The organism is Bradyrhizobium sp. (assembly GCF_035570375.1).
GTDB lineage: Bacteria > Pseudomonadota > Alphaproteobacteria > Rhizobiales > Xanthobacteraceae > Bradyrhizobium.
The window spans coordinates 40,870-64,057 of the sequence record NZ_DATMLW010000070.1 but is presented as its reverse complement, the minus strand read 5'-3'; the positions used below and the strand labels follow the sequence as shown (position 1 = coordinate 64,057).

The following is a 23,188-nucleotide window of genomic DNA, read 5'->3' as shown; positions in this document are numbered from 1 at the left end:
CGATCGCTGAGCAACGCATTACAGATCGATAATCGTCCTTGCGGGGATTGCTTCTGGCGACTTGGACACCCTCCCCAGGATCACGAGACGCTGCAGCCAAGTCAGTTCGCGCTCAGGGGTCTTGGGAATTTCGACGTAGTCGATCACAATTTGGTCGTTTTCCTTCTCGATCCGGAAGTAATTCAAGCGATACGAAGGATAGTAGACCGCAGGCAACAAGCCAAAGCGCACCGGAACACGGGACAATAGCTTCAGCCACGTACCGGTATTGATGACGACTTGACCGGCAGGACCCAGTCGCCGCAGGAACGCCGAATGCGTGTGTCCGAAAATGAACACCGCTACCTTGTCATCCGCCTGAAAAACCTCCTGAGCCGCTTTTAGATAGGGCGCTTCCGAATCGAGGTTCGGGGTCACTCCGTGGCTCGTCTGTAGACGAAAGCGATGCAACGTTCGCATGAGGTCACGTTCGACGACCAACGCAGGGATACCGAACAAAATCAAAAATACAGAATTGATGGTGATCACGACCTGAAGCACGTTGTCGATGATCCCCAGCCTGCTCATCAGCGGGTTGTGAAATAGGATATTGTAATCAAAGATGCCTGCGACCCGAAGGATCTCCCCGAGAATCGCTATCACCGTGACGCCGGCCAGCAGCAGGAAGGGCAGCAGCACCCAGCGTAGCGCCATACTCATCTCGCGGTAGAAGTAGTTCGACAGCATCCAGTCGGGAATCTGCATCGTGCCTACGGAGCGGATGTCCTTGAGCCAATCTCCCCGGCCGAAGTCGGAATACCGGCTGGCTCCACTGACGAAGGTTTCCGTGATGAAGTAGCCCACCGGGAGAGCGTAAGCGTTGCCATATTCGGGGAAGCTGTTGAACTGATCGCGCTGCTGTCCGTGTTCGATCCATATCGTCTTGTCGCCCACCGCGCGGATCAGGACCAGGCTCGGGTCCAGATGAATGTTGTATGCCTGCAGTTTCTCCACGAAGGCCGGATCGCAAGCCAGATCGTAATCGTGATTCCCGACCATCATGGTCACCTTGATGCGCGCACCGGTGGCCCTGAGTTGATCGAAAATCGCCTGGTGCGCCTGTATGATGTGCGCAAGCCTTTCGACTCCGCGTACGAGCGTGAGCTCCCAGAAGCCAAACGTGTCGCCCACGATCAGAAACTCGGTGTCGGGGCCTTCTTTTTCCAACTCCTTCAGGAATTCGATGAACTCGGCCGCGTAATCGCAATGCTGCAATTGACCGTCGCCACCCATGTGCAGGTCACTGACAAAGTAATACTTCTGTGCCAAAGTATGATCTCCGTGCCAGACCGCTCGACAATTTCCGACCGTGGGTCATACGCGTGCGCAGGATATCCCCGCGGCATGCTTGATGTAAGCTTGAACCATGAACCTCACTCGGCCCGTCGCATTCTGGATTGCGGTATTGGCGGCGGTCGTCGTCGCCGTCGTTCTATTGCGTGAAGTCCTGTTACCTTTCGTCGCCGGTATGCTGCTGGCGTATCTGCTTGATCCTCTGGCCACCCGGCTGGAACGGCTCGGAATGAATCGCCTCATTGCAACGCTAACCATCGTCGGGTCGTTCGTTTTCGGCGTGACCGCGCTTATCATTCTGACCGCCCCGGTCGTAGTCCGCGAGCTTGCCTATTTCGTCGATAATTTTCCGCTCTACATCAAAAGGGTGCGGGAGATCGCAACCGATTCAAATCGGCCGTGGCTGAGCAAGCTTGTCGGAGAAGGCCTAGCCCCCGCCGAGCAGTCGGTCGGCGAACTTACCACATTGGCGACTGCCTGGTTCCGCGACTTTCTGGGTTCGGTTTGGACCGGAGGCCGGGCGCTGATCTCGGTCTTCTCCCTCCTGGTGGTGACCCCGATCATTGCCTGCTATCTCATCTATGATTGGAAGAAGATGGTGGCGGTTATTGACAACTGGATACCGCCGGCGCAGCGCGAAACCGTCCGGGCTCTTGCTCGCGAGATCGACGACACGATCGGCGGCTTTGTGATCGGTCAGGGCACGCTGTGCCTGATCCTCGCGGTATTCTACGCGGCAGCGCTGTCCTTGCTTGGGCTCAAGCATGGGCTCCTGATCGGCATTGCGGCAGGACTGATAAGCTTCGTGCCGTATCTCGGCTCGCTGGGCGGGCTCGTCATATCGACGTGCGTTGCGATTGCACAGTTCTGGCCGCATTGGGCCGTGATATGGATCGTTCCGGCGATCTTCTTCGTCGGCCAGACGCTGTCAGACTATTTGCTGTCGCCCTATTTCGTCGGCCGGCGCGTCAACTTGAACCCGGTCTGGATCATGTTTGCGCTGTTCGCGTTCGGCTACCTGTTCGGGTTCGTCGGCCTTTTAATTGCCGTGCCGCTTGCGTCCGCTATCGGCGTGCTGACGCGCTTCGCGTTACAACGATATTACGAAAGCTCCCTTTATTCGGCCATCCCGAAGGCAACTGTGGCAGATGCGGTCAGACTGACGCCTTCCGACAAGAAGATGGACTGATTTAGCTAAGCCGCGCGCGAGCCTGACGCTGCGAGATAGTTGCGGGCGAGCTCGGCAATCCGTCGCGCTTCAAGGCCGATCTCGCGCAACTGTCCGGTCGGCGAGGTGACCTGGCCACAGAAATAAAGTCCGGGCGCCGCGGTCGAACGGCCAACCGCGAGCGGCATTCCTTTTTGATCGAGCACGTCTTTAACATCCGGCACCAAATCCCGCAGGTCGGGACGAAAACCGGTCGCCAGGATCATGGCGTCGAACGCCTCGGTTCTTCCATCGTCGAACACGACGCCGTTCTCCGTCAGGCGATCGATGCCGGGACGTATCCGGATGGAGCCGTCCCTGATCTTACGAAGCGTGCCGACATCGATCAGGGGCACGCGCCCGTCCTCGCTGATCATCTGCAGCGGTCCCTTCGCGGCACGGCGCAATCCGAGCTTTTCCATCGAGCCGAGCGCAAGCCGCAGGACCGGCGCGTTGACGATATCGACGAGGCGAGCCGGCAAGTGTCGGTACATGATCGCCCATGTCACGATCGGCAGGCCGAGGAGATCGCGCGGCAGGATCTGAACCGGGCCGCGGACCGCCAGCGCGACATCGACGCCCGCTTCCGCAAGATCGAGCGCGATCTCGCCGCCCGAATTGCCGAAACCGACGACCAGCACACGCTTGCCGGCATAGGCCGCGGGATTGCGGTAGCCGCTGCTGTGGGCGACGTGTCCCCGATAGATTTCCATTCCCGGCCAGGACGGACGATAAGGCGCGCTGGCGATGCCGGTAGCGACGACCGCGACGGGCGCGGCAATGGCGCCGTTGGAGGTGCCGACGCTCCATTGCGCTCCCAGCCGCTGCAGGGAACGGACCTCGGTTGCGAAGAGGGGCCGGATATCAAATCGCGCGGCATAGCTTTCGAGATACTCCACCATTTGCGCGCGCGATGGGTAGAGCGGATAGGTAGCGGGCATGGCCATGCCCGGCAGGCCGGAGTGCCTGCGATCCGTGTGCAGGTGGAGACGATCGTAGTGGCTTCGCCAGGCCGAGCCGACGTGATCGGCCTTCTCGACGACGGTGACGGAAACGCCTTTCGCGCGCATGGTCGCGGCGCATGCGAGCCCTGCCGGGCCTGCTCCGATGACGATCGCGTCAGGCGATGGCGATTTGCTCACCCTAGTTCCCCCACACGTCCTGCGCCACTTCGACGGCAAGGCGGAGCTTGGCCCATTGCTCCTCCTCGGTCAGGATGTTGCCCTCTTCGGTGGAGGCAAAGCCGCATTGCGGCGACAGCGCGAGCTGATCGAGCGAGGCATACCGGGACGCCTCCTCCAGCCGCCGCTTGATGGCATCCCTGTTCTCGAGCTGACCGCTCTTGGACGTGATCACGCCGACCACCACGATCTTGTTGCCCCTGGGCAGATAGCGCAGCGGCTCGAAGCCGCCGGCGCGCTCGGAATCATATTCGAGGAAATAGCCGTCGTAGTTGGTGCCCGCGAGCAACCTCTCGGCCACCGGCTCATAGCCGCCGGATGAAATCCAGGTGGAGCGGAAATTGCCGCGGCACACATGCGTGGTGATGGTCATGTCGGACGGGCGCTCGGCGATCGCGTAATTGATGATGCGGGCGTAAATCTCCTGCAGATTGTCGGGCGCTTCGCCGCGCTCACGCAATTTGGCAAGCTCGTCCTGCGAGCAGAGATAGGCCCACACAGTATCGTCGAGCTGCAGATAGCGGCAGCCCGCATCGTAGAATGCCTTCACCGCCTTGCGGTAAGTCCTTGCGAGATCCTGAAAGAACACCTCGATATCGGGATAGACGTCCTTCGAGATCGACTTGCGGCCGCCGCGGAAATGCAGCACCGAGGGCGATGGAATCGTCATCTTGGGGGTCACATGGGCGACCTCGCATTTCTTCTTCAGGAATCTGAAGTGCTCGAGCATCGGATGATCGTCGGGAAAATCGAGCTTGCCGATCACGCGCACCGCCTCATGCCGGGTCTGGACGCCGGCGAACTGGATGCCCTCCTCGGGATGAAACAATTCGCAGCCGGTCAATTTCGACAGGAAGTCGAAGTGCCACCAGGAGCGGCGGAATTCGCCGTCGGTGGCGAGCTTCAACCCGGTCGAGGACTGCCGATGCACCACCTTCTCGATCTCCATGTCCTCGATTTTGCGCAGATCGTCGGGTGAAATCTCGCCCTTTTCGAGTTTGGCGCGCGCCTCCTTGATGCGCGGCGGCCGCAACAGGCTGCCGACCTCGTCGGCGCGGAAGGGGGGCCTTGTTCTTTGCATGGTTGTTACTCCTTAAAACCCACGGTCATTCCGGGATGGTCCGAAGGACCAGACCCGGAATCTCGAGATTCCGGATTCGATGCTGTCGCATCGCTCCGGAATGACGAGGAAGGCTATCCTCACGTCTTCCCCGCCACGCCCAGATGCCGCTCCAGCGCCGCCGGATCGGCCTTCAAGGCGCTGCTTGCCGCATCATGCACGATTGTGCCGCGTTCCAATATCACGGCGCGATCGGCGAGCTCCAGAACCTTCTGCGCATTCTGCTCGACGATGATGGAACAGATGCCGCCGGCGCGGGTGATGGTGCCAAGCGCCCGCAACAGCTCCTCGACGATGATCGGGGCCAGGCCCTCGGTCGGCTCGTCCAAGAGCAGGACTTTCGGGTTGAGCGTGAGCGCGCGGCCGATCGCCAGCATCTGTTGCTCGCCGCCGGAGAGCTGGTTGCCGAAATTGTTGCGGCGCTCTTTTAAGCGCGGAAACATCTGGTAGACCCTTTCCACCGTCCACGGCCCGGCTTGCGCCACCGCGGTCATGTTTTCTTCCACCGTCAGCGAGCGGAAAATGTTGCGCTCCTGCGGCACCCAGCCGATGCCCGTCCGCGCCCGCTGATCGGGCCGCATCGCCGTGACGTCGCGCCCCGAAAGGTTGATCGTGCCGCCGAAGCGGCGGGTGACCCCGACAATCGAATTGATCAGCGTGGTCTTGCCGGTGCCGTTGCGGCCCAATAGCGCCAGCACCTGGCCTTCCGGCAGGCGCAGCGACATGTCGGGCAAGACGACCGCCTCGCCGTAGCCTGCGCGCAAATTCTCGATCCTGAGCAGGTCAGCCATCGGCGGCCTCGCCCAGATAGACCGCCTTGACCCTGGGATCGCGCGCGACCTCCTCCGGCGCGCCCTCGACGAACAGCGCGCCATTGACCAGAACCGAAATCCGGTCGGCGAACGAAAATACCAGGTCCATGTCGTGCTCGATCAGAAGCACCGTGACCTCGCGCGGCAGTGCGGCGACCGCGGCGAGAATGTCGTGGCGTTCGCTTTCGGGAACGCCGGCGGCGGGCTCGTCGAGCAGCAGCACGCGCGGCTTGGTGGCAATCGCGACCGCGATCTCCAGCAGGCGCTGTTTGCCATAAGGCAAGGCCGCGGTCGGCTCGTGCATCACGTCGAGAAGGTGGAAACGCGCCAGGTTCTCGGTGATTTCGCCGTTGACGTCGTCGCGCGTGCCCATCACCCGCCACCAGTCGCCGCCGCGGCCCAGACGCTCGGAGACCGCAAGCCCGACCGTCTCGATCGGCGTCAGGTCGGGGTAGAGCTGGTTGATCTGGAAGGTGCGCGACAGGCCGCGCAGCACCCGCACATGCACCGGCAATCCGGTGATGTCGTTTCCTTCCAGCAGGATGCGCCCGCCATTGGGTTTCAGCACGCCGGTCAAAAGATTGATGACGGTGGTCTTGCCGGCGCCGTTCGGGCCGATCAACGCGTGGCGGGCGCCCTGCTCGATTTTGAGCGACAGGTCGCGCGTCACCTTCAGCCCGCCAAACTGCTTTTGCAGCCCGCGTGTTTCTAGCGCGATGCTCATGAGGCGTCGCTCTCCGGAACCGTGACGACGGCTTTGGTCCCCTTGAGCTGAGCGATGACAAGGTTGGGCACGAACAGGATCCAGCGGTGCAGGCGCGCGCGCCCCACCAGCACGATCACCACAAACACGAGCCCGATCCAGAACTGCCAGTATTGCGGCGTGATGGTGGAAAAGAATTCCTGCAATATCTTGAAGATCACCGCGCCGATCGGCCCGCCATAGAGATAACCGGTGCCGCCGATCACCAGAACCAGCATCAAATCCGCCGAGCGCTCGAAAGCGAACACGTCGAGAGAAGCAAGCGCCGTGGTCTGCGTGAACAGCGCGCCCGCGATCCCGGCATAGAAGGCTGCGAACGTGTAGACCGCGATCAGGCGGCGGTTGACGGGAACGCCGACGGCAGCCGCACGCAACGGGTTGTTCCTGATCGCGCGCAGCGACAGACCGAACGGCGAATGCACGATCCGTCGCGCCAGAAGAAACAGGATGAACAGGGTGGCGAGCGAGTAGAAGAAGCCGACCTTGCCGAACAGGTCGAAAGCGAACAGGCCAAAAACAGGCGCCATCTCGATGCCCTGCAGACCGTCGGTGCCGCCGGTGATGTTGGAATAGCGCTCGGCGAGCGCCTCCAGCAGGAGCGCAATGCCAAGCGTCACCATCAGCCGGGTCAGGTCGACGCCCCTGATCACCAGGAAGCTGGTGAGGAAGCCGATCGCCGTGGCGGCAAGGCCCGCGGCTAGCAGTGCGATAACGGGCTCGTTGATGATGCCATGCAACGCAAGCAGGCCTGCGCCATAGGCGCCGATGCCAAAGAAAGCCGCATGGCCGAGCGAAACGATGCCGGCATAGCCGAGGATCAGATCAAGCGACAGCGCAAACAGCGCCAGCCGCAGGATCTCGGTCATGATCAGATAACGCGACGGAAACAGAAAGCCGCACGCCAGCAGAAAGCACCAGAACACGATCTCGCTCCAGTGCCACCGTGCGGCGGCACTGGCGTAACGTCCGACCTCGGCTTGCGCGATGCTTTGATCCACCACCACTTGCCTCAACGCGCTGCGGGACGGCCGAACAGGCCGTTCGGACGCCAGATCAGGATCACGATCATGATGGTGTAGATCACGAACGGCCCCATCTTCGGCACATAATATTTACCCGCGACGTCGCCGATGCCGAGCAGGAGCGAAGCCAGGAACGGCCCGGTGATGCTGGAAGAGCCGCCAACCGTCACCACGATCAAAAAGTAGATCATGAATTTTAGCGGAAAATACGGATCGAGCCCGAGGATCTCCGCACTCAGCGCACCGCCAAGCCCGGCAAGGCCGCAGCCGAAGGCAAAGGTGAAGGCAAACACCTGCGGCACGTTGATGCCAAGCCCGCTCGCCGCTCGCGCGTCATCGACCGCGGCGCGCAGGCGGCTGCCGAAGCGGGTGCGCGCCAGCACCAGCTGCAAGAGAGCGGTCAACAGGCCGCAGATCACGATGATCATCAGCCGGTAGCGGCCGATGCCGACGCCGAAAAAGTCGAACTGCCCTTCGAGCGCGGCGGGAAGCTTGATGAAGATGCGCGACGATCCCATGATGTAGTCGACCGCCGCCACCGACATGAAGACGAGCCCGATCGAGAACAGCACCTGGTCGAGATGACTACGCGTGTAAAGGTGCCGGTAAAGCGTGCGTTCCAGCGCCGCGCCGATGATGGCGCTCGAGACGAACGCCAGCGGGAGAGCGGCAAAAAACGGCCAGCCGGATTGATTCACCAGCACCGCGCAGACATAGCCGCCGGCCATCGCGAAAGCACCGTGCGCGAGGTTGACGAAGTTCATCAGGCCGAGCGTCACGGCAAGACCGCACGCCAGAACGAACAGCAGCATGCCGTAGGCGACACCGTCGAACAGATTGGTGAGGATGGAGGTCATGGAGATACAAGCTCCCGCTGGCCGCTCATCCCTCCCCCTTGTGGGGAGGGTCGGCCAAGCGAAGCGAAGGCCGGGGTGGGGTGTGATAGTGGCAAGATTGACCTCCACCCGGCACGTTGTTCGCTTCGCTCTCAACGTGCCACCCTCCCCACAAGGGGGAGGGATGGCGCGACACTTTCAGCGTCACTTCTTGGTCTTGCCGGAATCCTTGACGCCCTCGAAGGTCGCGAATTCGACGTTGTAGAGTTCGCCGTCGACCTTCTCCACTTTACGGATATAGATGTTCTGCACGATGTCGCGGGTTTCCGGATCGATCGAAATCGGTCCGCGCGGGCTTTCCCACTTCATGCCCTTCATGGCCTCGATCAGCGCGTCGCCGTCGGTCTTGCCGCCGGTCTTCTTCAGCGCATCGTAAATCAGGTTGATACCATCATAGCCGCCGACCGCCATGAAGCCGGGGCGCTGGCCGAACGCCTTCTTGTAGGCGGCGACAAACTCCTTGTTCATCGCCGAGGGATGTGCCGCAGAATAGAGATGGGCGGTGACCGTGCCGAGTACGGCATCGCCCATATCCTTCAAGAGATCGTCGTCGGTGACGTCGCCAGGACCGATCACCCTGATGCCGGCCTTGTCGAGCCCGCGTTCGGCATATTGCTTCATGAAGTTGCCGCCCTGCCCCGCCGGCACGAACACGAACATGGCGTCGGGCTTGGCGTCCTTCATTCGCTGCAGGAACGGCGCGAAGTCGGGATTGGCGAGCGGAACCTTGACCTCTTCGACGATTTGTCCGCCGCCGGCGGTAAAATTCTGCTTGAAGAAGTTCAGCGCGTCGTTGCCGGGGGCGTAATCGGAAGTCAGCGTGGCGACCTTCTTGATGCCGTTCTTGACCGCCCAGTCGGCGATGATGGTGCACGATTGCGCCAGCGTGAAGCTGGTGCGCACGATATAGGGCGAACGCTCGGTGATGATCGAGGTACCGGCCGCCATCACGACTTCCGGCACCTTCGCTTGCGTCGCAAGCGGGGCCGCGGCGAGTGCCGCCGGCGTGATGCCGAAACCGGCGATGACATTGACCTTGTCGTTGACGATCAATTCCTGGGCGAGACGCTTGGTGTTGTCGGGGAGCGTCGCGTCATCCTTGAGAATGACTTCGATCTTCTTGCCGGCAACGGTGTTGCCGTGCTGCTGCATGTAGAGCTTGATCGCGTTGTCGATCTGCTTGCCGGTCGATGCCTGGCCACCGGTCATCGGCAGGATCAGGCCGATCTTGACCGTGTCCTCGGCTCGCGCCGGGGCAAACGCAAGCGCGCTCGCTAAAACTGCGGCGCCTGCGGCCAGCAGGGTTTGACTGCGAACAAACATAAACTCTCCTCCCCCGTATCGGTAATTGTTGCGGCTCGAACCGAAGGTCCTGCCTCACCATAGCCCGGATTTCCGCAGCCGATGATTCGCCCTTTGTCGATCCAGCGACGTTGGCGCATACGCGCCCCGTCGTTGGCAAGCGCCAAACCTGCCCCCTGGAAGGAAGCCATCCCGGTGCAATGATACCTGAAAACACTATAGCGTTTTCGAGCGAAGTGGATACCGGTTCGCGTGAAGAAAAACGCGTCAAAACAAAAGATTAGAGCCTCGGTTCTGATTCAATCAGAACCCAAAAGGCTCTAGTCCGGCAAATTTGAAGTCCCTATCGGTGTGGTGCGTCGCCGACCATGTTATTTGTACGAATGTACAAATAACATGGTCCTGTCAACAAAGAAGCGAAAACCGAAAAATCTATCCGCCCAGCATGACCCTCGATCAGCGCAGCGTGATTTAAGGAGACTTTCCCGACACGGTTTTGGGGTGATCCCCTGCCGGAGGGGTTGAACCAAGGGCTTCGGGTGGCCGAGGAACGATGGGCGCGCCTTGCGGCCCTAAATCCATCTCTTTTGCAGGCGATTGCTTCCTACATCCTGAAGATGCCGCTCCGCGTTCACCATAGCCTCGGCCTCCTCGCGCTCGTGCTCGCGGCCCTTGCACTTGCAGGTTGCAGTTCGATCAATGAGAGGATTGGGGCCGGCATGGGCGATGCCCTTCCGCAGTGGGCCGGTGGCTTGCCGGCCGACGTGCCGCCGCGACGGGGCACGCCGGAATATGATGAATACATCAAGGAGCGTGAGCGCAAGCGCCTCGAGCCGGCGAACAACGCGAATGCGGCCGCGCCTGGATCAACCTCACCGGCGTCGGCGACTTCAGCGCAGCCGCTGGATCCGGTCCACTGAATTAATTCGGGTCCTGTTCCTGTGCCGATAAACCGGGTGGCGTGATGCATCGACGTTGGCTCCTCTTTGCTCCCAAAGCGGCACAGCAGCGAATGACGGGACGGGCGAAAGGCGCAAGCCGCATCAATCTCAGCGGCTGTCCGGTTGCCGACGAATATCTTCCAAAACACCGCGCATCGCATCGATCTCTTTGCCGAAGCCGGTCCAATCACCGGATTTCAACCGCTCGATCGCGTGATTGTAATGATCGAGCGCTTCCTGCGCGCGTCTTGCTGCGGACCCTTCACGTGCTTCTGTTGCAGTACCCGCCGCCGCCGCCGCGACTGCGCTTTCCGTAAACAGCGCCGACAGCGCCGCGGCAAGGGTTTCCTCCATGACCACATGCTCGCCATAGGCGGCAATCACCCGCTTAAGCTCCGGCAAATGTCCCTGCTCGGCCCTCAAGTACAGTGGCGACACGTAGAGGATCGAATTCTCGATCGGGATCACGAGCAGGTTTCCCCGGATAACCCGCGAGCCCATCTGGTTCCAAAGCGATATCTGCTGGGAGATCTCGGTGTTCTGATGGATTCTCGCCTCGATCTGGAACGGTCCGTAGACCAGCTTCTCCTTGGGAAATTCGTACACGATCAGCTTGCCGTAGCCGGGCGCATCGCAGCGGGCGGCGAGCCACGCGATCATATTGTCGCGGCGGCTTGGCACCATCGGGATCATGATGAAGAATTCGGCCTGCGCTTCTCCAGGCAACCGCATGATGATGTAGTAAGGGACCATCGCCGTAACGCCTTCCGCTGAAGAGACGCCGTCGCCAGCCGGCTGGCGTGGGAATTGCCAAAGGTCCTCGCGGTTGTAGAAAACATCCGCAGATTCCATGTGGTAGGTCTGGAAAAGCCGCGCCTGAACGCGGAAGAGATCCTCGGGATACCGAATGTGCTTTTTTAGATCGGGCGGCATGACCGCGAACGGCTTGAATAGTCCAGGGAAGATTCGCTGATAGGTAGCAACGATCGGGTCGGCCGGATCCATCAGGTAAAAATCGACTGTACCGTTATAGGCGTCGATCACGATCTTCACCGAATTGCGGATGTAGTTGAGGTCGAGGCCAGGCACGGGCTGCGCATACGGGAAATAATCGCTCGTCGTGTAGGCGTCCTGCATCCAGAACATCCGGCCCTCGCTGATGACCAGATAGGGGTCGCGATCGAGGCGGAAGAACGGGGCGATGGTGCCGACCCGTTCCTGAATGTTGCGCCGAATCATTATTCGGCTGCTGTCGGTGACATAATCCGAAAGCATCAGGTTCACGTCGTTGAAATGGTGGGCGAAGATCAATCTCCGCAACATTCCCGACATCGGGATGCCGCCGGACCCGTCATAGAAAGCGTAGACGTTGTCCGTCCCCTTCGGATAGTCGAATTCCGGAACTGTTCCCTTGACGATGACATAGTCGCTGCTTTCTTCTCCGTAGTAGATACGCGGCTCGCGGATTTCGGGGCCGCCGCGCGCCACCGGGGGAATGTCGCGCAGGTAGAAAAGCGGAAGCCCTTCACCGCTTTTCCGGGTTACCGGACTCATCACCGCGCCATTGCCGTGCGTGAACAGGATGTGGCGGTTGACCCATGTCTGTGCGTTAGCTGGCAGCAGCGAGGAATTCAGCTCGCGCGCCGAGAGCATCACGCTCTGGTAGGTGCCGCCAAGCCAGTAACGATCGACGTCGAGATCGCGCAATCTGTAATAGGTGCGGATCTCCTGCAGTTGGGCGTAGGTGTCGGCCAGCGGTTGCCAATCCCACAATCTTATATTTTCAATCGTGGCCTTGTTGGCTTCCAGTGTGGCGAAGGTCAGGTTCTGTTCGGCGGGAAACGGCTTCGGCGTGATCCGATTGAGATTGTAGGCCTCGCGGGTCAGCGCGATGTTGCGCTGGATGTAGGGCCGCTCCCACTCCAATTCGCTCGGTTTGACGTAGAATCGCTGAAACAATCCAGGGATCAGGCCTGATAGCAGGAAGGCGCCGCCAAACAGCAGCACTATCGCCGCGGCCGGGAGCCGATAGGTACGCACCCACATGTTCGCCCATGCGGCAAGTGCGGCGACGATCGAGAGCGCGATCAGCAACCACAGCACCGGCAGCTGCACGTGGATATCGGTATAGCTTGCGCCGACCACCACGCCGTTGTCCCCAAACAGCAGGAGGTAGCGATCAAGTCCGTAGGACCATGCCTTCACGGCAAAGAACAAGCCAAGAAGCGCGGAGCCGTGGCAGATCGCTGTCGGCGATATCGACCTTCGCTGGGCCTGGTACTCGATGTCGCCGTGCACCCAGTAGACAAATCCGGCGAACAGTGCGGCCACAAAGAGCGTGAGCAACGCCCAATTTTTGACGACGATAAAGGCAGGCAGGGAAAAGAAATAAAAGCCGATATCCTTCTCGTACATTGGATCGTTGGTGCCGTAGGACACTTGATAAAAGTACCGCAGAAGGGTGCTCCAGTTGCCGGTTTCCCCCCAAGCGACAAAAACAGCGATTAGACCGGCACTGGCGGCAATCACGCCGGGCCACGGAAGCCGCTCGCGGAAGAATTCGAACGGATCGGGCGGCGCAACAGCAGCCCCAAGCGTCGGGTCGAAGCCAACGGGAAGCCTGCTTCGACGCCCGGCTTTTTTAAGTGCAAGCCGCCCGTTGGCCCATAAAACGATGGCGGTCGCCGCAAAAACGACGAGGAAAACTGCCGCCTTCGCACCAATCGTCGTCCAGAAGACCTGCGAGTAGCCGATCGAGGAGAACCACATCCAGTCGATCAGGAAGTCGCCGAGGAGCCCCAGCAGGATCAGGCCAACTCCGACGATCATGGCGGCGATAAGAAATCCCGCCACAACGCGGCGCCGCGGGGCGTTCAGTGCCGGTCCGGCAATTCCGATCATCATGGAGAAATTTATAGCAGAACCATGTACGTCGCGGCGCCGGTCGCGCGGCGCTGTATCCGTTTTTTGCGCTCCCTCTCCCTATGGGAGAGGGTTGGGGCGAGGGGTTACGGTCTCTCGTGAGGGTAATACCCCCTCACCCGGATCGCGTCTAATGGCGCGATCCGACCTCTCCCCAACGGGGAGAGGTGAACCGATTCTGCTGCCAGATCGCTTTAAAATAATCTCGCTTTGACGGGTCGTCGAGGCCGCATTTTTCCCTCAATCCATGAACACCACGGTCTTGCGGCCATTGAGGATCACGCGATCCTCGAGATGATAGCGGATGGCGCGCGCCAACACCCGCCGTTCGATGTCGCGCCCCTTGCGCACGAGATCGTCCGGCGTATCGCGGTGGCTGATGCGCTCGACGTCCTGGTCGATGATCGGCCCCTCGTCGAGGTCGCTCGTTACATAATGGGCGGTGGCGCCGATCAGTTTGACGCCACGCTCATGGGCCTGATGATACGGCCGCGCGCCCTTGAAGCCCGGCAGGAACGAATGATGGATGTTGATGCAGCGCCCGGCGAGTTTTGAGGACATTTCGTCCGACAGGATCTGCATATAGCGCGCCAGCACGACCAGGTCGGTCGTGGTCTGGTTGACCAGTTTCCAGATCGCGGCTTCCTGCTCGCGCCTCGTCTCTTTCGTGACCGGGAGATAGTGAAAAGACATATCGCCGAAATCGAGACTGGCGTAGGTGTCGCGCGGATGGTTGGAGACGATCGCGGTCGGGATCATTTCCAGCTCACCAGTGCGCCAGCGGTAGAGGATATCGGCCAGGCAATGATCGGATTTCGACACCAAAAGCATCACGCGCCGCCTGGCGGCGCGGTCGCGCATCTGCCAGTCCATGCCGAAGCGGTCCGCAATCGCCGTGAAGCCGGTTTGCAGGGCCGCCAGATTGACGGCGAGATCGGCGGCGTTGAACACCACCCGCATGAAGAAATGTCCGGTCTCGACGTCGTTGAACTGCTGGGCGTCGAGGATGTTCTGCCCGTTATGGGCCAGAAACGTCGATACCGCGGACACGATTCCGGGGCGGTCCGGACAGGACAGCGTCAAAACGAACTGGTGATCGGGCATGGCGAAGGGCTTGACTATGATTCAGGCTGGAAACGGCGATGGGCGCCCTGCTCTATCAGCTAGTGCGGCGAATTTGAAGTTCCTGTCACTGTTGCCGCAAGTTCTTCATAGGAACTTCAAATTCAAAGCCGCACTAGAAAGCGAATAAGATACTAGCTCCTTTGATTCCGAAGTTCGCACCAGAGGTCACCCAGGTTGCTTGCGAACTTCGGAATCGGAGCTCTAGGATGGCCTTGCGCCAATCCCGCTTCCGGGACCAAACTGACGGCAATCGGAATTAAATCAAAAACACGGCTGAAAAGACCATGGCTGACAGGTTGAACGGTTACCGCATCCTGATCCTGGAAACGCGCGAGGAAGCGCAATTTTCCCGCCTGCTCGCCGAGCAGGGCGCCGACGTGCTGCATTGCCCGATGTTCGAGATAAACGACGCGCCCGACCCCGCGCCGGTCGAGGCCTGGATACGCCGTTTCATCGCCAAGCCCTTCGATGATCTGGTGCTGATGACCGGCGAAGGGCTGCGTCGATTGATGAAGGTCGCTCGCAACGCCCATCTCGAGGCGGATTTTGTCAGAGCGATCGGAAAAGCGCGCAAATTTGCCCGCGGCCCGAAGCCGGGGCGCGCTCTTCGTGAAATCGGCCTCGAGCCGGAGGTCACGACGGAAAAGCCGACGTCGGAGGGCATCGCCGAGATGCTGTCCCGCGTCGATCTCAGGGGCCACCGCGTCGGCCTGCAGCTTTACCCCGACAAGGACCACAGCGCGCTGGTCGGCGCGATCACGGCGCAAGGCGGGAATGTCGACACCGTGCTGCCCTACGTCTACGACGCCAAGGCGGCGGAGGCCAATATCGTCACGGCGATCGACGAGATGGCGGAGGGACGGATCGATGCGATCGCGCTGACCAATCTCGGCCAGGTTCGCCGCCTGGTCGAGACCGCGCGGGCGAAGGGCTGCGAGGCGCGCCTGCGCCAAGGCCTCGACAAGACGCTGATCGCTTCCGTCGGGCCGGCCGTTTCCGACGAACTCAGGTCACACGGCCTGCGCACCGACATCTATCCCGCCAATGATGCCTACTTCATGAAGCCGCTGATCTCGGCGATGGCAACAGTGCTTGCGGAAAGGCGGCCAAGGGCGGGGCGTAATTGAAAATCGTCATTCCGGGATGGTGCGTTAGCACCAGACCCGGAATCTCGAGATTCCGGGTTCGATGCTTGCGCATCGCCCCGGAATGACCTGTGGTCGCCCCCAACTACTCCGCCGCCTGCTTGTGCTCGCTCAAATAGGCCCGGTAGGCGAGCTTGATGCCATCCGCAAGAGGGGTGCGTGCGCGCCAGCCAAGGCTCGCAAGGCGGCTGACGTCGAGCAGCTTGCGCGGAGTGCCGTCGGGCCGCGAGGCGTCAAAGCTGATCGTGCCGGTGAAACCGACCACGTCTGCGACCGCGCGGGCAAAATCGGCAATGGTGATATCCTCGCCGGTGCCGATGTTGATGAGCTCGCCGCTGGAATAAATCTTCATCAAATGGACGCAGGCATCCGCGAGATCGTCGACGTAAAGAAATTCCCGCCGCGGCGTGCCGGTGCCCCACACCACGACATTGGAGGCGCCGGAAAGTTTTGCCTCGTGAAACCTGCGGATCAGGGCGGCGACGACGTGACTGTGCTCGGGATGATAATTGTCGCCGGGTCCGAAAAGATTCGTCGGCATCACGCTGATGAAATCTGCGCCATACTGGCTGCGGTAGGCCTCGACCATCTTGATGCCTGCGATCTTGGCGACCGCGTAGGGCTCGTTGGTGGGCTCGAGCGGCCCGGTCAGCATGGAATCTTCGCGCAGCGGCTGGGTTGCGAGCCTGGGATAGATGCAGGACGAACCGAGAAACATCAGCTTCGCGGCGCCGTTGAGGTGCGCGGCGTGGATGACGTTGGCGGCGATGATCAGATTGTCGTAGAGGAATTCGGCGCGAAGCGTGTCGTTGGCGACGATACCGCCGACCTTGGCGGCCGCCAGGAACACCGCGTCGGGGCGGTCTTTGGCAAACCAGTCGAACACCGCGGCCTGATTGCACAGATCGACCACGCTGCGGCCAACCGTCAAAAGCTCAACGTCTTCGCCGGCTAGCCGGCGCACCAGAGCGGAGCCGACCATTCCCTTGTGGCCGGCAACGAAGACGCGCCTGCCTTTCAGGTCAAACGGGGTTCTTGCCATTGGCAACCTCGCGCCGCGCCATCGCCAAATCCGCGGCCACCATCTCCTTAACCAACTCCGCAAAGCTCGTCTTCGGCGCCCAACCGAGCTTTTGCCGCGCCTTGCTGGAGTCGCCGATCAAAAGATCGACTTCGGTCGGGCGGAAGTAGATGGGATCGATGCGGACCACGGTCTTGCCGGATTTTTTGTCGACGCCGGTCTCGTCTGCGCCCTTGCCGCGCCAGACGATGCTGCGGCCGACCTCGGCGAACGCCAGTTCGACGAATTCGCGCACCGAACGCGTCTGTCCGGTCGACAGCACGAAATCGTCCGCCTGATCGGCCTGCAATATGCTGTGCATGCCGACGACATAATCCTTGGCGTGACCCCAGTCGCGCTTGGCGTCGAGATTGCCGAGATAGAGCACCTCTTCGAGGCCGGCCTCGATGCGGGCAACGCCGCGCGTGATCTTGCGGGTCACGAAGGTCTCGCCGCGGATCGGGCTCTCGTGATTGAACAGGATACCGTTGGAGGCGAACATGCCGTAAGCCTCGCGATAGTTCACCGTGATCCAGTAGCCGTAAAGCTTGGCGACGCCGTAAGGCGAGCGCGGATAGAAGGGGGTGGTTTCCTTCTGCGGTACCTCCTGCACCAGGCCGTACAGTTCCGAGGTCGACGCCTGGTAGAAGCGTGTTTGCTTCTCCATGCCGAGAATCCGGATCGCCTCCAAGAGCCGCAGCACCCCGATCGCGTCGGCATTTGCGGTATATTCCGGGCTTTCGAAACTGACGGCGACGTGGCTCTGGGCGGCCAGATTATAGATCTCGGTCGGGCGGATCTGCTGCATCAGGCGGATCAGATTGGTCGAATCCGTCATGTCGCCGTAATGCATCAGGAACGGCACGTTGCCGACGTGCGGATCCTCATAGAGGTGATCGACGCGCTGCGTGTTGAAGGAGGATGAACGACGCTTGATGCCGTGCACGGTGTAGCCGAGCCCGAGCAGGTATTCGGCAAGATAGGCGCCGTCCTGTCCGGTCACGCCGGTAATCAGCGCAACGCGCCGTTTCGAATCCTGGTCCGTCATTCTCGCTCCAACCGCGCGGTGGGACTGCACGAAAATCGGTACAACGGCGATAACACAAGAAATTGCGCTCGACCCGCCCGTATGTCGCGGCCGTATCGGTCGGGCAAACGCACCCCCCTACCATGACCCTGTTCCCCCAAGCAAATGAGTCCGGAAGCCATGCTTTACGGGGTCGACCCAGCGGCCCTTGCGGGTTTGGGAACCTTGGCTCACAATCGCCGAAACAGGGCCGAGAAGACCAGCAAGACGCCGCTCAGGCGCCGGCCCTCCAATATACAGTTAACAACAAGAAACAATCCCAAGGAGGATCGACATGCGAAAACTGATGATGGCCGCAACCTTCGCGTTGCCGCTGCTCGGCGGCGGCGCGATGGCGCAGGAAACCCTCAAAATCGGTTACATCGACCCGCTGTCGGGTGGCGGCGCCAGCGTTGGCGAGGTCGGCCTGAAAACGTTCCAGTATCTTGCCGACGAGGTTAACGCCAAGGGCGGCATTGCCGGCAAGAAGGTCGAGATCGTTCCGCTCGACAACAAGACCAATCCGCAGGAAAGCCTGATCCAGGCGCAGAAGGCGATCGACGCCGGCGTGCGCTACATCACCCAGGGCAACGGCTCGTCGGTTGCGGGCGCGCTGTCGGATTTCGTGACCAAGTACAACGAACGCAACCCGGGCAAGGAAGTGCTCTATTTCAACTATGCGGCGGTCGACCCTGTCCTCACCAACGCGAAATGCAGCTTCTGGCACTTCCGCTGGGACGCCAATTCCGACATCAAGATGGAGGCGCTTACCAACTACATGAAGAAGACGCCTTCGATCAAGAATGTCTACCTGATCAACCAGGATTATTCGTTCGGCGAATCCGTACGCTCCGCCGCCAAGACGATGCTGGCCGCCAAGCGGCCGGACATCAAGATCGTCGGCGACGAACTGCATCCGCTCTTGAAGATCACCGATTTCGCGCCCTACATCGCCAAAATCAAGGCCTCCGGCGCCGACACCGTCGTCACCGGCAACTGGGGACAGGATTTCGCGCTGCTGCTGAAGGCGGCCGCCGACGCCGGGTTGAAGGTGAACTGGTACACCTATTATGCCGGCGGCACCGGCGGGCCGACGGCGATCAAGCAGGCCAACCTCAATCATCAGGTGTTCGCCGTTGCCGAGGGCATTCCGAACCTCGATAACCCGTCCTCGCAGCAATTCGAGAAGGCGTTCCGGGCGAAGTTCGATTTCAGCCTGTTCTATCCGCGCGCCGTCAACGAAATGCGCATGCTTGCCGCAGCCGCCGACAAGGCCAAGTCGGTCGATCCGGTGAAAGTCGCCTCGGCACTGGAGGGCATGGAGGTCGAGGTGTTCGACGGCGGCAAGGGCTACATGCGCAAAGAGGACCACCAGTTCTTCCAGCCGATCTACATCGCTTCGTTCGGCGATCGCAGCGAAAGGGAACCGTTCGACGAGGAAAAGACCGGCTGGGGCTGGAAGCTTGTCGACAAGATCGATGCGGCCAACACCGTGCTTCCGACCACCTGCAAGATGGAACGGCCAAACTGATTATGGACGGCGATCTCCCTCTCCCCGCTTGCGGGGAGAGGGGTGGGGTGAGGGGCTCTCCACAGGTTCTGACTCGCGGATAGTCCCCCTCACCCAGATGGCATCTTCGATGCCATCTGACCTCTCCCCGCAAGCGGGGCGAGGTGAAGAGCCGAACCGGACCGTGGGGTAACTAGTGCGGCGAATTTGAAGTTTCTATCGGTATCGCGGCAAGTTCGTGATAGGAACTTCAAATTCAAAGCCGCTACTCAAATCAACAAATTGCTAGAGCTCCTTTGATTCCGAAGTTCGCATCGGAGGTCGCCGTGATAGCTTGCGAACTTCGGAATCGGAGCTCTAGTGAACGCGTCACGCCATCTTTTTAACGCATGAGCTCGCCTTGCAAAGCGGCAAACCCCTCATTTCCACCAGCGAAGATGTAAGTCTGGAGCGACGAAAAGCGAGTGGCGATGACAGCGGTCATATCCAGCCGTCATATCCAGCCCTGGAGCTCGCGCAACGCGAGCTGGCGGATGACGTCCATTCCATGCTCGCTGTCGTTCAGACACGGAATGTAGGCGAATTGCTCGCCGCCATTGGCTTTGAAAATCTCGGCATTTTCCTGCGCGATTTCCTCGAGCGTCTCCAGGCAGTCGGCCGAAAACCCGGGCGTTACGACCGCGATCCGCCGCACACCGTCCCTGGCGAGTCTCTCCATGGTCTTGTCGGTGTAAGGCTGAAGCCACTCGTCCGAGCCGAAGCGCGACTGAAACGTCAGCAGGAGTCTTGAGGCGCTCAGACCTAACCGCTTGCGCAAGCCTTCCGTCGTCGCGATGCACTGGCTTTCGTACGGATCGCCCTTGTCAACATATTTCCGCGGCATGCCATGATACGAGGCGACGATCAGCTCCGGCTGAAACGGCAGGCGCGCCAGATGCGAATTGATCGAGACCGCCAGCGCCTCGATGTAATCGGGATCGTCGTAATAAGGCGGCGACACCCGCAAGGTCGGTTGTGCCCTCTTCGTGGCCAGCACGCGAAACACCTCGTCGCAGACGGTGGCCGAAGTGGCAGCGGAATATTGCGGATAGAGCGGCATGACCAGAAGCCGGTCGCAGCCTTGCGCTGTCAGCGCCTCGATCCCGGATGCAATCGATGGATTGCCGTAGCGCATCGCCCAATCCACCACGACATGGTCGTGGTCGGAAATCGCCGCAGCGAGTTTTTCGGATTGCGCGCGGGTGATGGTCTTGAGCGGAGACTCGTTTTTGTCGGTGTTCCAGATCTTCAGATAATCGCGCGCCTTGCGCGCCGGGCGGGTGCGCAGAATGATACCGTTCAGCACCAGTTTCCACAGCAGGCCCTGATCTTCGATCACGCGGGGGTCGGAAAGGAATTGCTTCAGATAGACGCGCACGCCGCGCGTATCTGCCGTGTCGGGAGTACCGAGATTGACCAGAAGAATCCCGACCCGCGGGGCAGTCGCGCCGGCTAACGGACCTACACTCTTGATGGGAACGGCTCCGCTCATGGCCGGGTTGGATTCGCGCGTCGCATCATCCTTGTCAAGCGGATGGCGGGTTGGTTAGGCTGGCCCATCGCGGCGGGGGAGGACCATGACAATCGCCGAATGGTGCGTCTTTGGCGCCCTGTTGCTCTATCTTTTGACGATTGCGCCGGTGAAATGGATCAGGTTTCGCCGCTTCGACAATTCCAGGCCGCGCGACCCTGGATTCTACGAGGATCCGATTGCCGGGCGCGCGCTTGGCGCGCACCTCAACGGCATCGAGACGTTTCCGTTCTTCGCCGTCGCCGTGCTGCTGGCGGAATTCCGACAGTGCCCGCAACGGCTGATCGATGAACTGGCCGTGCTGTTTTTGATCGTGCGGATCGCCTATGTCTTCACCTATATCGGCAATCGGCCGACGCTGCGCTCGATCCTCTGGAATATCGGCTTTGTGATCAACACCGCGATCTTCTTCCTGCCGGCGATCCGCCGCTTCCTGCCGTAACGGATCTAGAAACACGTCACCCGTTCGGCCGCGAGATAGCCGAACAGCAAGCCGACGCCGAACAGCAGCACCAGCCCGGCCGCACCGAACTCGACCCCGCGCATGATCAGCGCTCCGCCGCCGTCGCGCGCGCCGCTCAAGCGACGCGCCACGTCCTTGGCGGACAAGGCCATCAGCGCAATGGCCGTCACCGTGATCGCGGTCCCAAGCCCCATGACAAAGGTCGCGGCGACGCCGGCCCAGAACAAGCCCTGCGCCAGCGCAAACACCAGGACCAGGATCGCGCCCGAACAGGGTCGCAATCCGACCGCGACAATCGCCCCAAATCCGCGCCGCCAGCCGCCGGGACCGGCCAGCTCGCTTGGGACCGGCCCGTGCGAGTGGCCGCCATGCTCGTCATGCTCATGGTGATGATCGTGATGGTGCTGGCCATGGTCATGATGATCATGATCGTGGCCGTGCTTGTGCGCGTGCTGATGATCGTGAGCGTGAGAGTGCGTGGCCATTGCTGTCGCCGGAATCGGCTGTTGCGCCTGCAGCGCGCGCATGAAGCCGCCGCCTTTGATCCAGACCAGGCGGGCGCCGAATGCCGCAATCAGGGCGTAGCTGGCGATCTCGATGACCCGTTCTGCCCCGCACATGGTCTTGGCGGTGGCGTTGAGCAGCCAGGCAAAAACCCCGACAACCACCACCGCGACCAGCGACTGCATCAGCGCCGACGCAAACGACAGAACGACCCCGCGTCTGGCGGTTTCCTGGTTGGCGACGAGATAGGAAGAGATCACGGTCTTGCCGTGCCCGGGGCCGGCGGCATGAAAAATGCCGTAGGCAAAGGAAATCGCAAGCAGGGTCCAGACCGCGCTTCCGTCGGATTTGGCGGCGCGAATCGTCGCCGACATCTCCCGATAGAATTCCGATTGCTTGGCGAGCAGCCAGCCGACAATGCCGCTCGCTTGCGGCTCCGCGCCCGGGCGCGCCCCGCCGAACGGCGTCTGTGCGGCGAGCACATGCGCGACGGCGTCGAACATCAGGACGGTCGCAAGGGTGAGGGCGCAGAACACCAATCCGCGCGCGAGGCCCCGCGGCGCTTCTCGGCCGTACACGTGCTTCATGGGCAGGCCACCGCGATCTTGTTGGCGAACATTGCGCCGAAATTGGAATTATCGCCGCTCATGAAGTTCTGCTCGCCAAGCCTCTGGGCACTGGCCGTGCCGTCGTTCGGGCGCTGGAAGCTCGTCTGGCACGCGGCAGGCGCCCCGACCAGCTTCACCGGGTCCTTATCGGCATATTTGAAGTCGACAAAGAACGTCGGATCGAAAACCTCAAGCGCCAGTTCCTTTGACTTGATCGGCGTCTTCAGCGGGAGGGTGAAATGCAAGGTCAACAGGCCGTCCCTGAAATCAAGGAAGTAGTCGACGGGCTCCTCGAATTTCTGCTTCTTGCCGTCGGCCTTGGCGAAGGTGAAATAGGCGAACTCCTTCAGCGATTCGACATTGGTTTGGGCCAGGGCCGCCAGTTCCTCGTGGCTGTAGACGCCGTTCTTCTTGCTCTCGATCCCCTGCAACGCGTAGGTCGAGAACATGTCGTCGAAGGTCCAGGCGTGGCGCACGCCCGTGATCGCGCCATCGGGCGCGTAGAGCAACTCGCTCGTTGCCGTGATCCAGACATGGGGGTGTGCCTGCGCGGCGCGTGGACCGATCAGCAAAACTCCGGTCGCCAGGGCAGCGGCCAACAGCACCACGCCGATCAAGCGGCGAATCAAAATACCCATC

20 protein-coding genes are annotated in these 23,188 nt (G+C 61.0%); 5 read left to right on the top strand and 15 right to left on the bottom strand.

What is annotated here, in order from left to right; translation table 11 throughout:
* Positions 1 to 18: 18 nt before the first annotated feature.
* Positions 19 to 1,308 carry a metallophosphoesterase gene (locus VNX23_RS07840; protein WP_325628759.1) on the bottom strand — a complete coding sequence of 430 codons (1,290 nt, stop codon included), beginning with the start codon at positions 1,306 to 1,308 and terminating at the stop codon, positions 19 to 21.
* Positions 1,309 to 1,405: 97 nt separating this feature from the next.
* Here VNX23_RS07840 and VNX23_RS07835 point away from each other — a divergent pair, with 97 nt between their 5' ends.
* A complete protein-coding gene (locus tag VNX23_RS07835; protein WP_325628757.1) occupies positions 1,406 to 2,521 on the top strand; it encodes an AI-2E family transporter in 1,116 nt (371 codons plus the stop codon).
* Positions 2,522 to 2,526: 5 nt separating this feature from the next.
* On the opposite strand, the gene VNX23_RS07830 is transcribed toward VNX23_RS07835, so the two are convergent.
* From VNX23_RS07830 to VNX23_RS07800, 7 genes are all read right to left on the bottom strand, one after another.
* Positions 2,527 to 3,681 carry an NAD(P)/FAD-dependent oxidoreductase gene (locus VNX23_RS07830; RefSeq protein WP_325628755.1) on the bottom strand — a complete coding sequence of 385 codons (1,155 nt, stop codon included), beginning with the start codon at positions 3,679 to 3,681 and terminating at the stop codon, positions 2,527 to 2,529.
* 1 nt (position 3,682) lies between these two features.
* Positions 3,683 to 4,801, bottom strand: coding sequence for a cobalamin-independent methionine synthase II family protein (locus VNX23_RS07825; protein WP_325628753.1), 1,119 nt, complete (start codon positions 4,799 to 4,801; stop codon positions 3,683 to 3,685).
* Positions 4,802 to 4,920: 119 nt separating this feature from the next.
* Positions 4,921 to 5,631, bottom strand: a complete 711-nt coding sequence (locus VNX23_RS07820) for an ABC transporter ATP-binding protein (RefSeq protein WP_325628751.1) — start codon at positions 5,629 to 5,631, stop codon at positions 4,921 to 4,923.
* Entirely contained in the window at positions 5,624 to 6,376 is a 753-nt protein-coding gene (locus VNX23_RS07815; protein WP_325628749.1) for an ABC transporter ATP-binding protein, read from the bottom strand. Before VNX23_RS07815 ends, VNX23_RS07820 begins: the two co-directional genes overlap by 8 nt.
* The gene (locus tag VNX23_RS07810) at positions 6,373 to 7,413 is read right to left on the bottom strand and encodes a branched-chain amino acid ABC transporter permease (protein ID WP_325628778.1); all 1,041 of its coding nucleotides are present in this window, start codon (positions 7,411 to 7,413) and stop codon (positions 6,373 to 6,375) included. Before VNX23_RS07810 ends, VNX23_RS07815 begins: the two co-directional genes overlap by 4 nt.
* 11 nt (positions 7,414 to 7,424) lie before the next feature.
* Positions 7,425 to 8,294, bottom strand: coding sequence for a branched-chain amino acid ABC transporter permease (locus VNX23_RS07805; protein WP_325628748.1), 870 nt, complete (start codon positions 8,292 to 8,294; stop codon positions 7,425 to 7,427).
* 183 nt (positions 8,295 to 8,477) lie between these two features.
* Entirely contained in the window at positions 8,478 to 9,656 is a 1,179-nt protein-coding gene (locus VNX23_RS07800; RefSeq protein WP_325628747.1) for an ABC transporter substrate-binding protein, read from the bottom strand.
* Between the two features lie 518 nt (positions 9,657 to 10,174).
* Here VNX23_RS07800 and VNX23_RS07795 point away from each other — a divergent pair.
* Positions 10,175 to 10,555, top strand: coding sequence for a hypothetical protein (locus tag VNX23_RS07795; protein WP_414642958.1), 381 nt, complete (start codon positions 10,175 to 10,177; stop codon positions 10,553 to 10,555).
* Positions 10,556 to 10,684: 129 nt separating this feature from the next.
* Here the strand turns inward: VNX23_RS07795 and VNX23_RS07790 are convergent, their stop codons facing one another.
* Entirely contained in the window at positions 10,685 to 13,480 is a 2,796-nt protein-coding gene (locus VNX23_RS07790; protein WP_325628745.1) for a UPF0182 family protein, read from the bottom strand.
* A gap of 258 nt (positions 13,481 to 13,738) precedes the next feature.
* Positions 13,739 to 14,602, bottom strand: a complete 864-nt coding sequence (gene purU, locus VNX23_RS07785) for a formyltetrahydrofolate deformylase (protein ID WP_325628743.1) — start codon at positions 14,600 to 14,602, stop codon at positions 13,739 to 13,741.
* 305 nt (positions 14,603 to 14,907) lie between these two features.
* On the opposite strand from purU, the gene VNX23_RS07780 reads away from it, so the two are divergent.
* Positions 14,908 to 15,750: a uroporphyrinogen-III synthase gene (locus VNX23_RS07780; protein WP_325628741.1), complete on the top strand. Its 843-nt coding sequence runs from the start codon at positions 14,908 to 14,910 to the stop codon at positions 15,748 to 15,750.
* 103 nt (positions 15,751 to 15,853) lie between these two features.
* Here VNX23_RS07780 and fcl read toward each other — a convergent pair whose 3' ends face one another.
* Together fcl and gmd are read right to left on the bottom strand one after the other, a co-directional pair.
* Complete coding sequence (gene fcl, locus VNX23_RS07775) at positions 15,854 to 16,810, bottom strand: GDP-L-fucose synthase (protein WP_325628739.1); 957 nt, start codon at positions 16,808 to 16,810, stop codon at positions 15,854 to 15,856.
* Positions 16,791 to 17,876 (bottom strand): GDP-mannose 4,6-dehydratase, encoded by a 1,086-nt coding sequence (gene gmd / locus VNX23_RS07770; protein ID WP_325628737.1) that lies wholly within the window; start codon positions 17,874 to 17,876, stop codon positions 16,791 to 16,793. Before gmd ends, fcl begins: the two co-directional genes overlap by 20 nt.
* A gap of 313 nt (positions 17,877 to 18,189) precedes the next feature.
* Here gmd and VNX23_RS07765 point away from each other — a divergent pair, with 313 nt between their 5' ends.
* Complete coding sequence (locus VNX23_RS07765; RefSeq protein ID WP_325628735.1) at positions 18,190 to 19,425, top strand: branched-chain amino acid ABC transporter substrate-binding protein; 1,236 nt, start codon at positions 18,190 to 18,192, stop codon at positions 19,423 to 19,425.
* 472 nt (positions 19,426 to 19,897) lie between these two features.
* On the opposite strand, the gene hemH is transcribed toward VNX23_RS07765, so the two are convergent.
* Positions 19,898 to 20,935, bottom strand: a complete 1,038-nt coding sequence (gene hemH / locus VNX23_RS07760; RefSeq protein ID WP_325628733.1) for a ferrochelatase — start codon at positions 20,933 to 20,935, stop codon at positions 19,898 to 19,900.
* 85 nt (positions 20,936 to 21,020) lie between these two features.
* Here hemH and VNX23_RS07755 point away from each other — a divergent pair, with 85 nt between their 5' ends.
* Positions 21,021 to 21,416 carry an MAPEG family protein gene (locus tag VNX23_RS07755; protein ID WP_325628731.1) on the top strand — a complete coding sequence of 132 codons (396 nt, stop codon included), beginning with the start codon at positions 21,021 to 21,023 and terminating at the stop codon, positions 21,414 to 21,416.
* A 5-nt stretch (positions 21,417 to 21,421) separates the two neighbouring features.
* On the opposite strand, the gene VNX23_RS07750 is transcribed toward VNX23_RS07755, so the two are convergent.
* Positions 21,422 to 22,528, bottom strand: coding sequence for a nickel/cobalt transporter (locus VNX23_RS07750; RefSeq protein WP_325628729.1), 1,107 nt, complete (start codon positions 22,526 to 22,528; stop codon positions 21,422 to 21,424).
* Entirely contained in the window at positions 22,525 to 23,187 is a 663-nt protein-coding gene (locus VNX23_RS07745; protein WP_325628727.1) for a DUF1007 family protein, read from the bottom strand. Before VNX23_RS07745 ends, VNX23_RS07750 begins: the two co-directional genes overlap by 4 nt.
* Position 23,188: the final 1 nt, after the last annotated feature.

What these genes read in the sequence shown, in the direction of transcription:
- VNX23_RS07835 (WP_325628757.1), top strand. Translation starts at nt 1,406, where the DNA reads ATGAACCTCACTCGGCCCGTCGCATTCTGGATTGCGGTATTGGCGGCG.
- VNX23_RS07825 (WP_325628753.1), bottom strand. Translation starts at nt 4,801, where the DNA reads ATGCAAAGAACAAGGCCCCCCTTCCGCGCCGACGAGGTCGGCAGCCTG.
- VNX23_RS07820 (WP_325628751.1), bottom strand. Translation starts at nt 5,631, where the DNA reads ATGGCTGACCTGCTCAGGATCGAGAATTTGCGCGCAGGCTACGGCGAG.
- VNX23_RS07815 (WP_325628749.1), bottom strand. Translation starts at nt 6,376, where the DNA reads ATGAGCATCGCGCTAGAAACACGCGGGCTGCAAAAGCAGTTTGGCGGG.
- VNX23_RS07805 (WP_325628748.1), bottom strand. Translation starts at nt 8,294, where the DNA reads ATGACCTCCATCCTCACCAATCTGTTCGACGGTGTCGCCTACGGCATG.
- VNX23_RS07800 (WP_325628747.1), bottom strand. Translation starts at nt 9,656, where the DNA reads ATGTTTGTTCGCAGTCAAACCCTGCTGGCCGCAGGCGCCGCAGTTTTA.
- VNX23_RS07790 (WP_325628745.1), bottom strand. Translation starts at nt 13,480, where the DNA reads ATGATGATCGGAATTGCCGGACCGGCACTGAACGCCCCGCGGCGCCGC.
- purU (WP_325628743.1), bottom strand. Translation starts at nt 14,602, where the DNA reads ATGCCCGATCACCAGTTCGTTTTGACGCTGTCCTGTCCGGACCGCCCC.
- VNX23_RS07780 (WP_325628741.1), top strand. Translation starts at nt 14,908, where the DNA reads ATGGCTGACAGGTTGAACGGTTACCGCATCCTGATCCTGGAAACGCGC.
- fcl (WP_325628739.1), bottom strand. Translation starts at nt 16,810, where the DNA reads ATGGCAAGAACCCCGTTTGACCTGAAAGGCAGGCGCGTCTTCGTTGCC.
- gmd (WP_325628737.1), bottom strand. Translation starts at nt 17,876, where the DNA reads ATGACGGACCAGGATTCGAAACGGCGCGTTGCGCTGATTACCGGCGTG.
- VNX23_RS07765 (WP_325628735.1), top strand. Translation starts at nt 18,190, where the DNA reads ATGCGAAAACTGATGATGGCCGCAACCTTCGCGTTGCCGCTGCTCGGC.
- hemH (WP_325628733.1), bottom strand. Translation starts at nt 20,935, where the DNA reads ATGAGCGGAGCCGTTCCCATCAAGAGTGTAGGTCCGTTAGCCGGCGCG.
- VNX23_RS07755 (WP_325628731.1), top strand. Translation starts at nt 21,021, where the DNA reads ATGACAATCGCCGAATGGTGCGTCTTTGGCGCCCTGTTGCTCTATCTT.
- VNX23_RS07750 (WP_325628729.1), bottom strand. Translation starts at nt 22,528, where the DNA reads ATGAAGCACGTGTACGGCCGAGAAGCGCCGCGGGGCCTCGCGCGCGGA.
- VNX23_RS07745 (WP_325628727.1), bottom strand. Translation starts at nt 23,187, where the DNA reads ATGGGTATTTTGATTCGCCGCTTGATCGGCGTGGTGCTGTTGGCCGCT.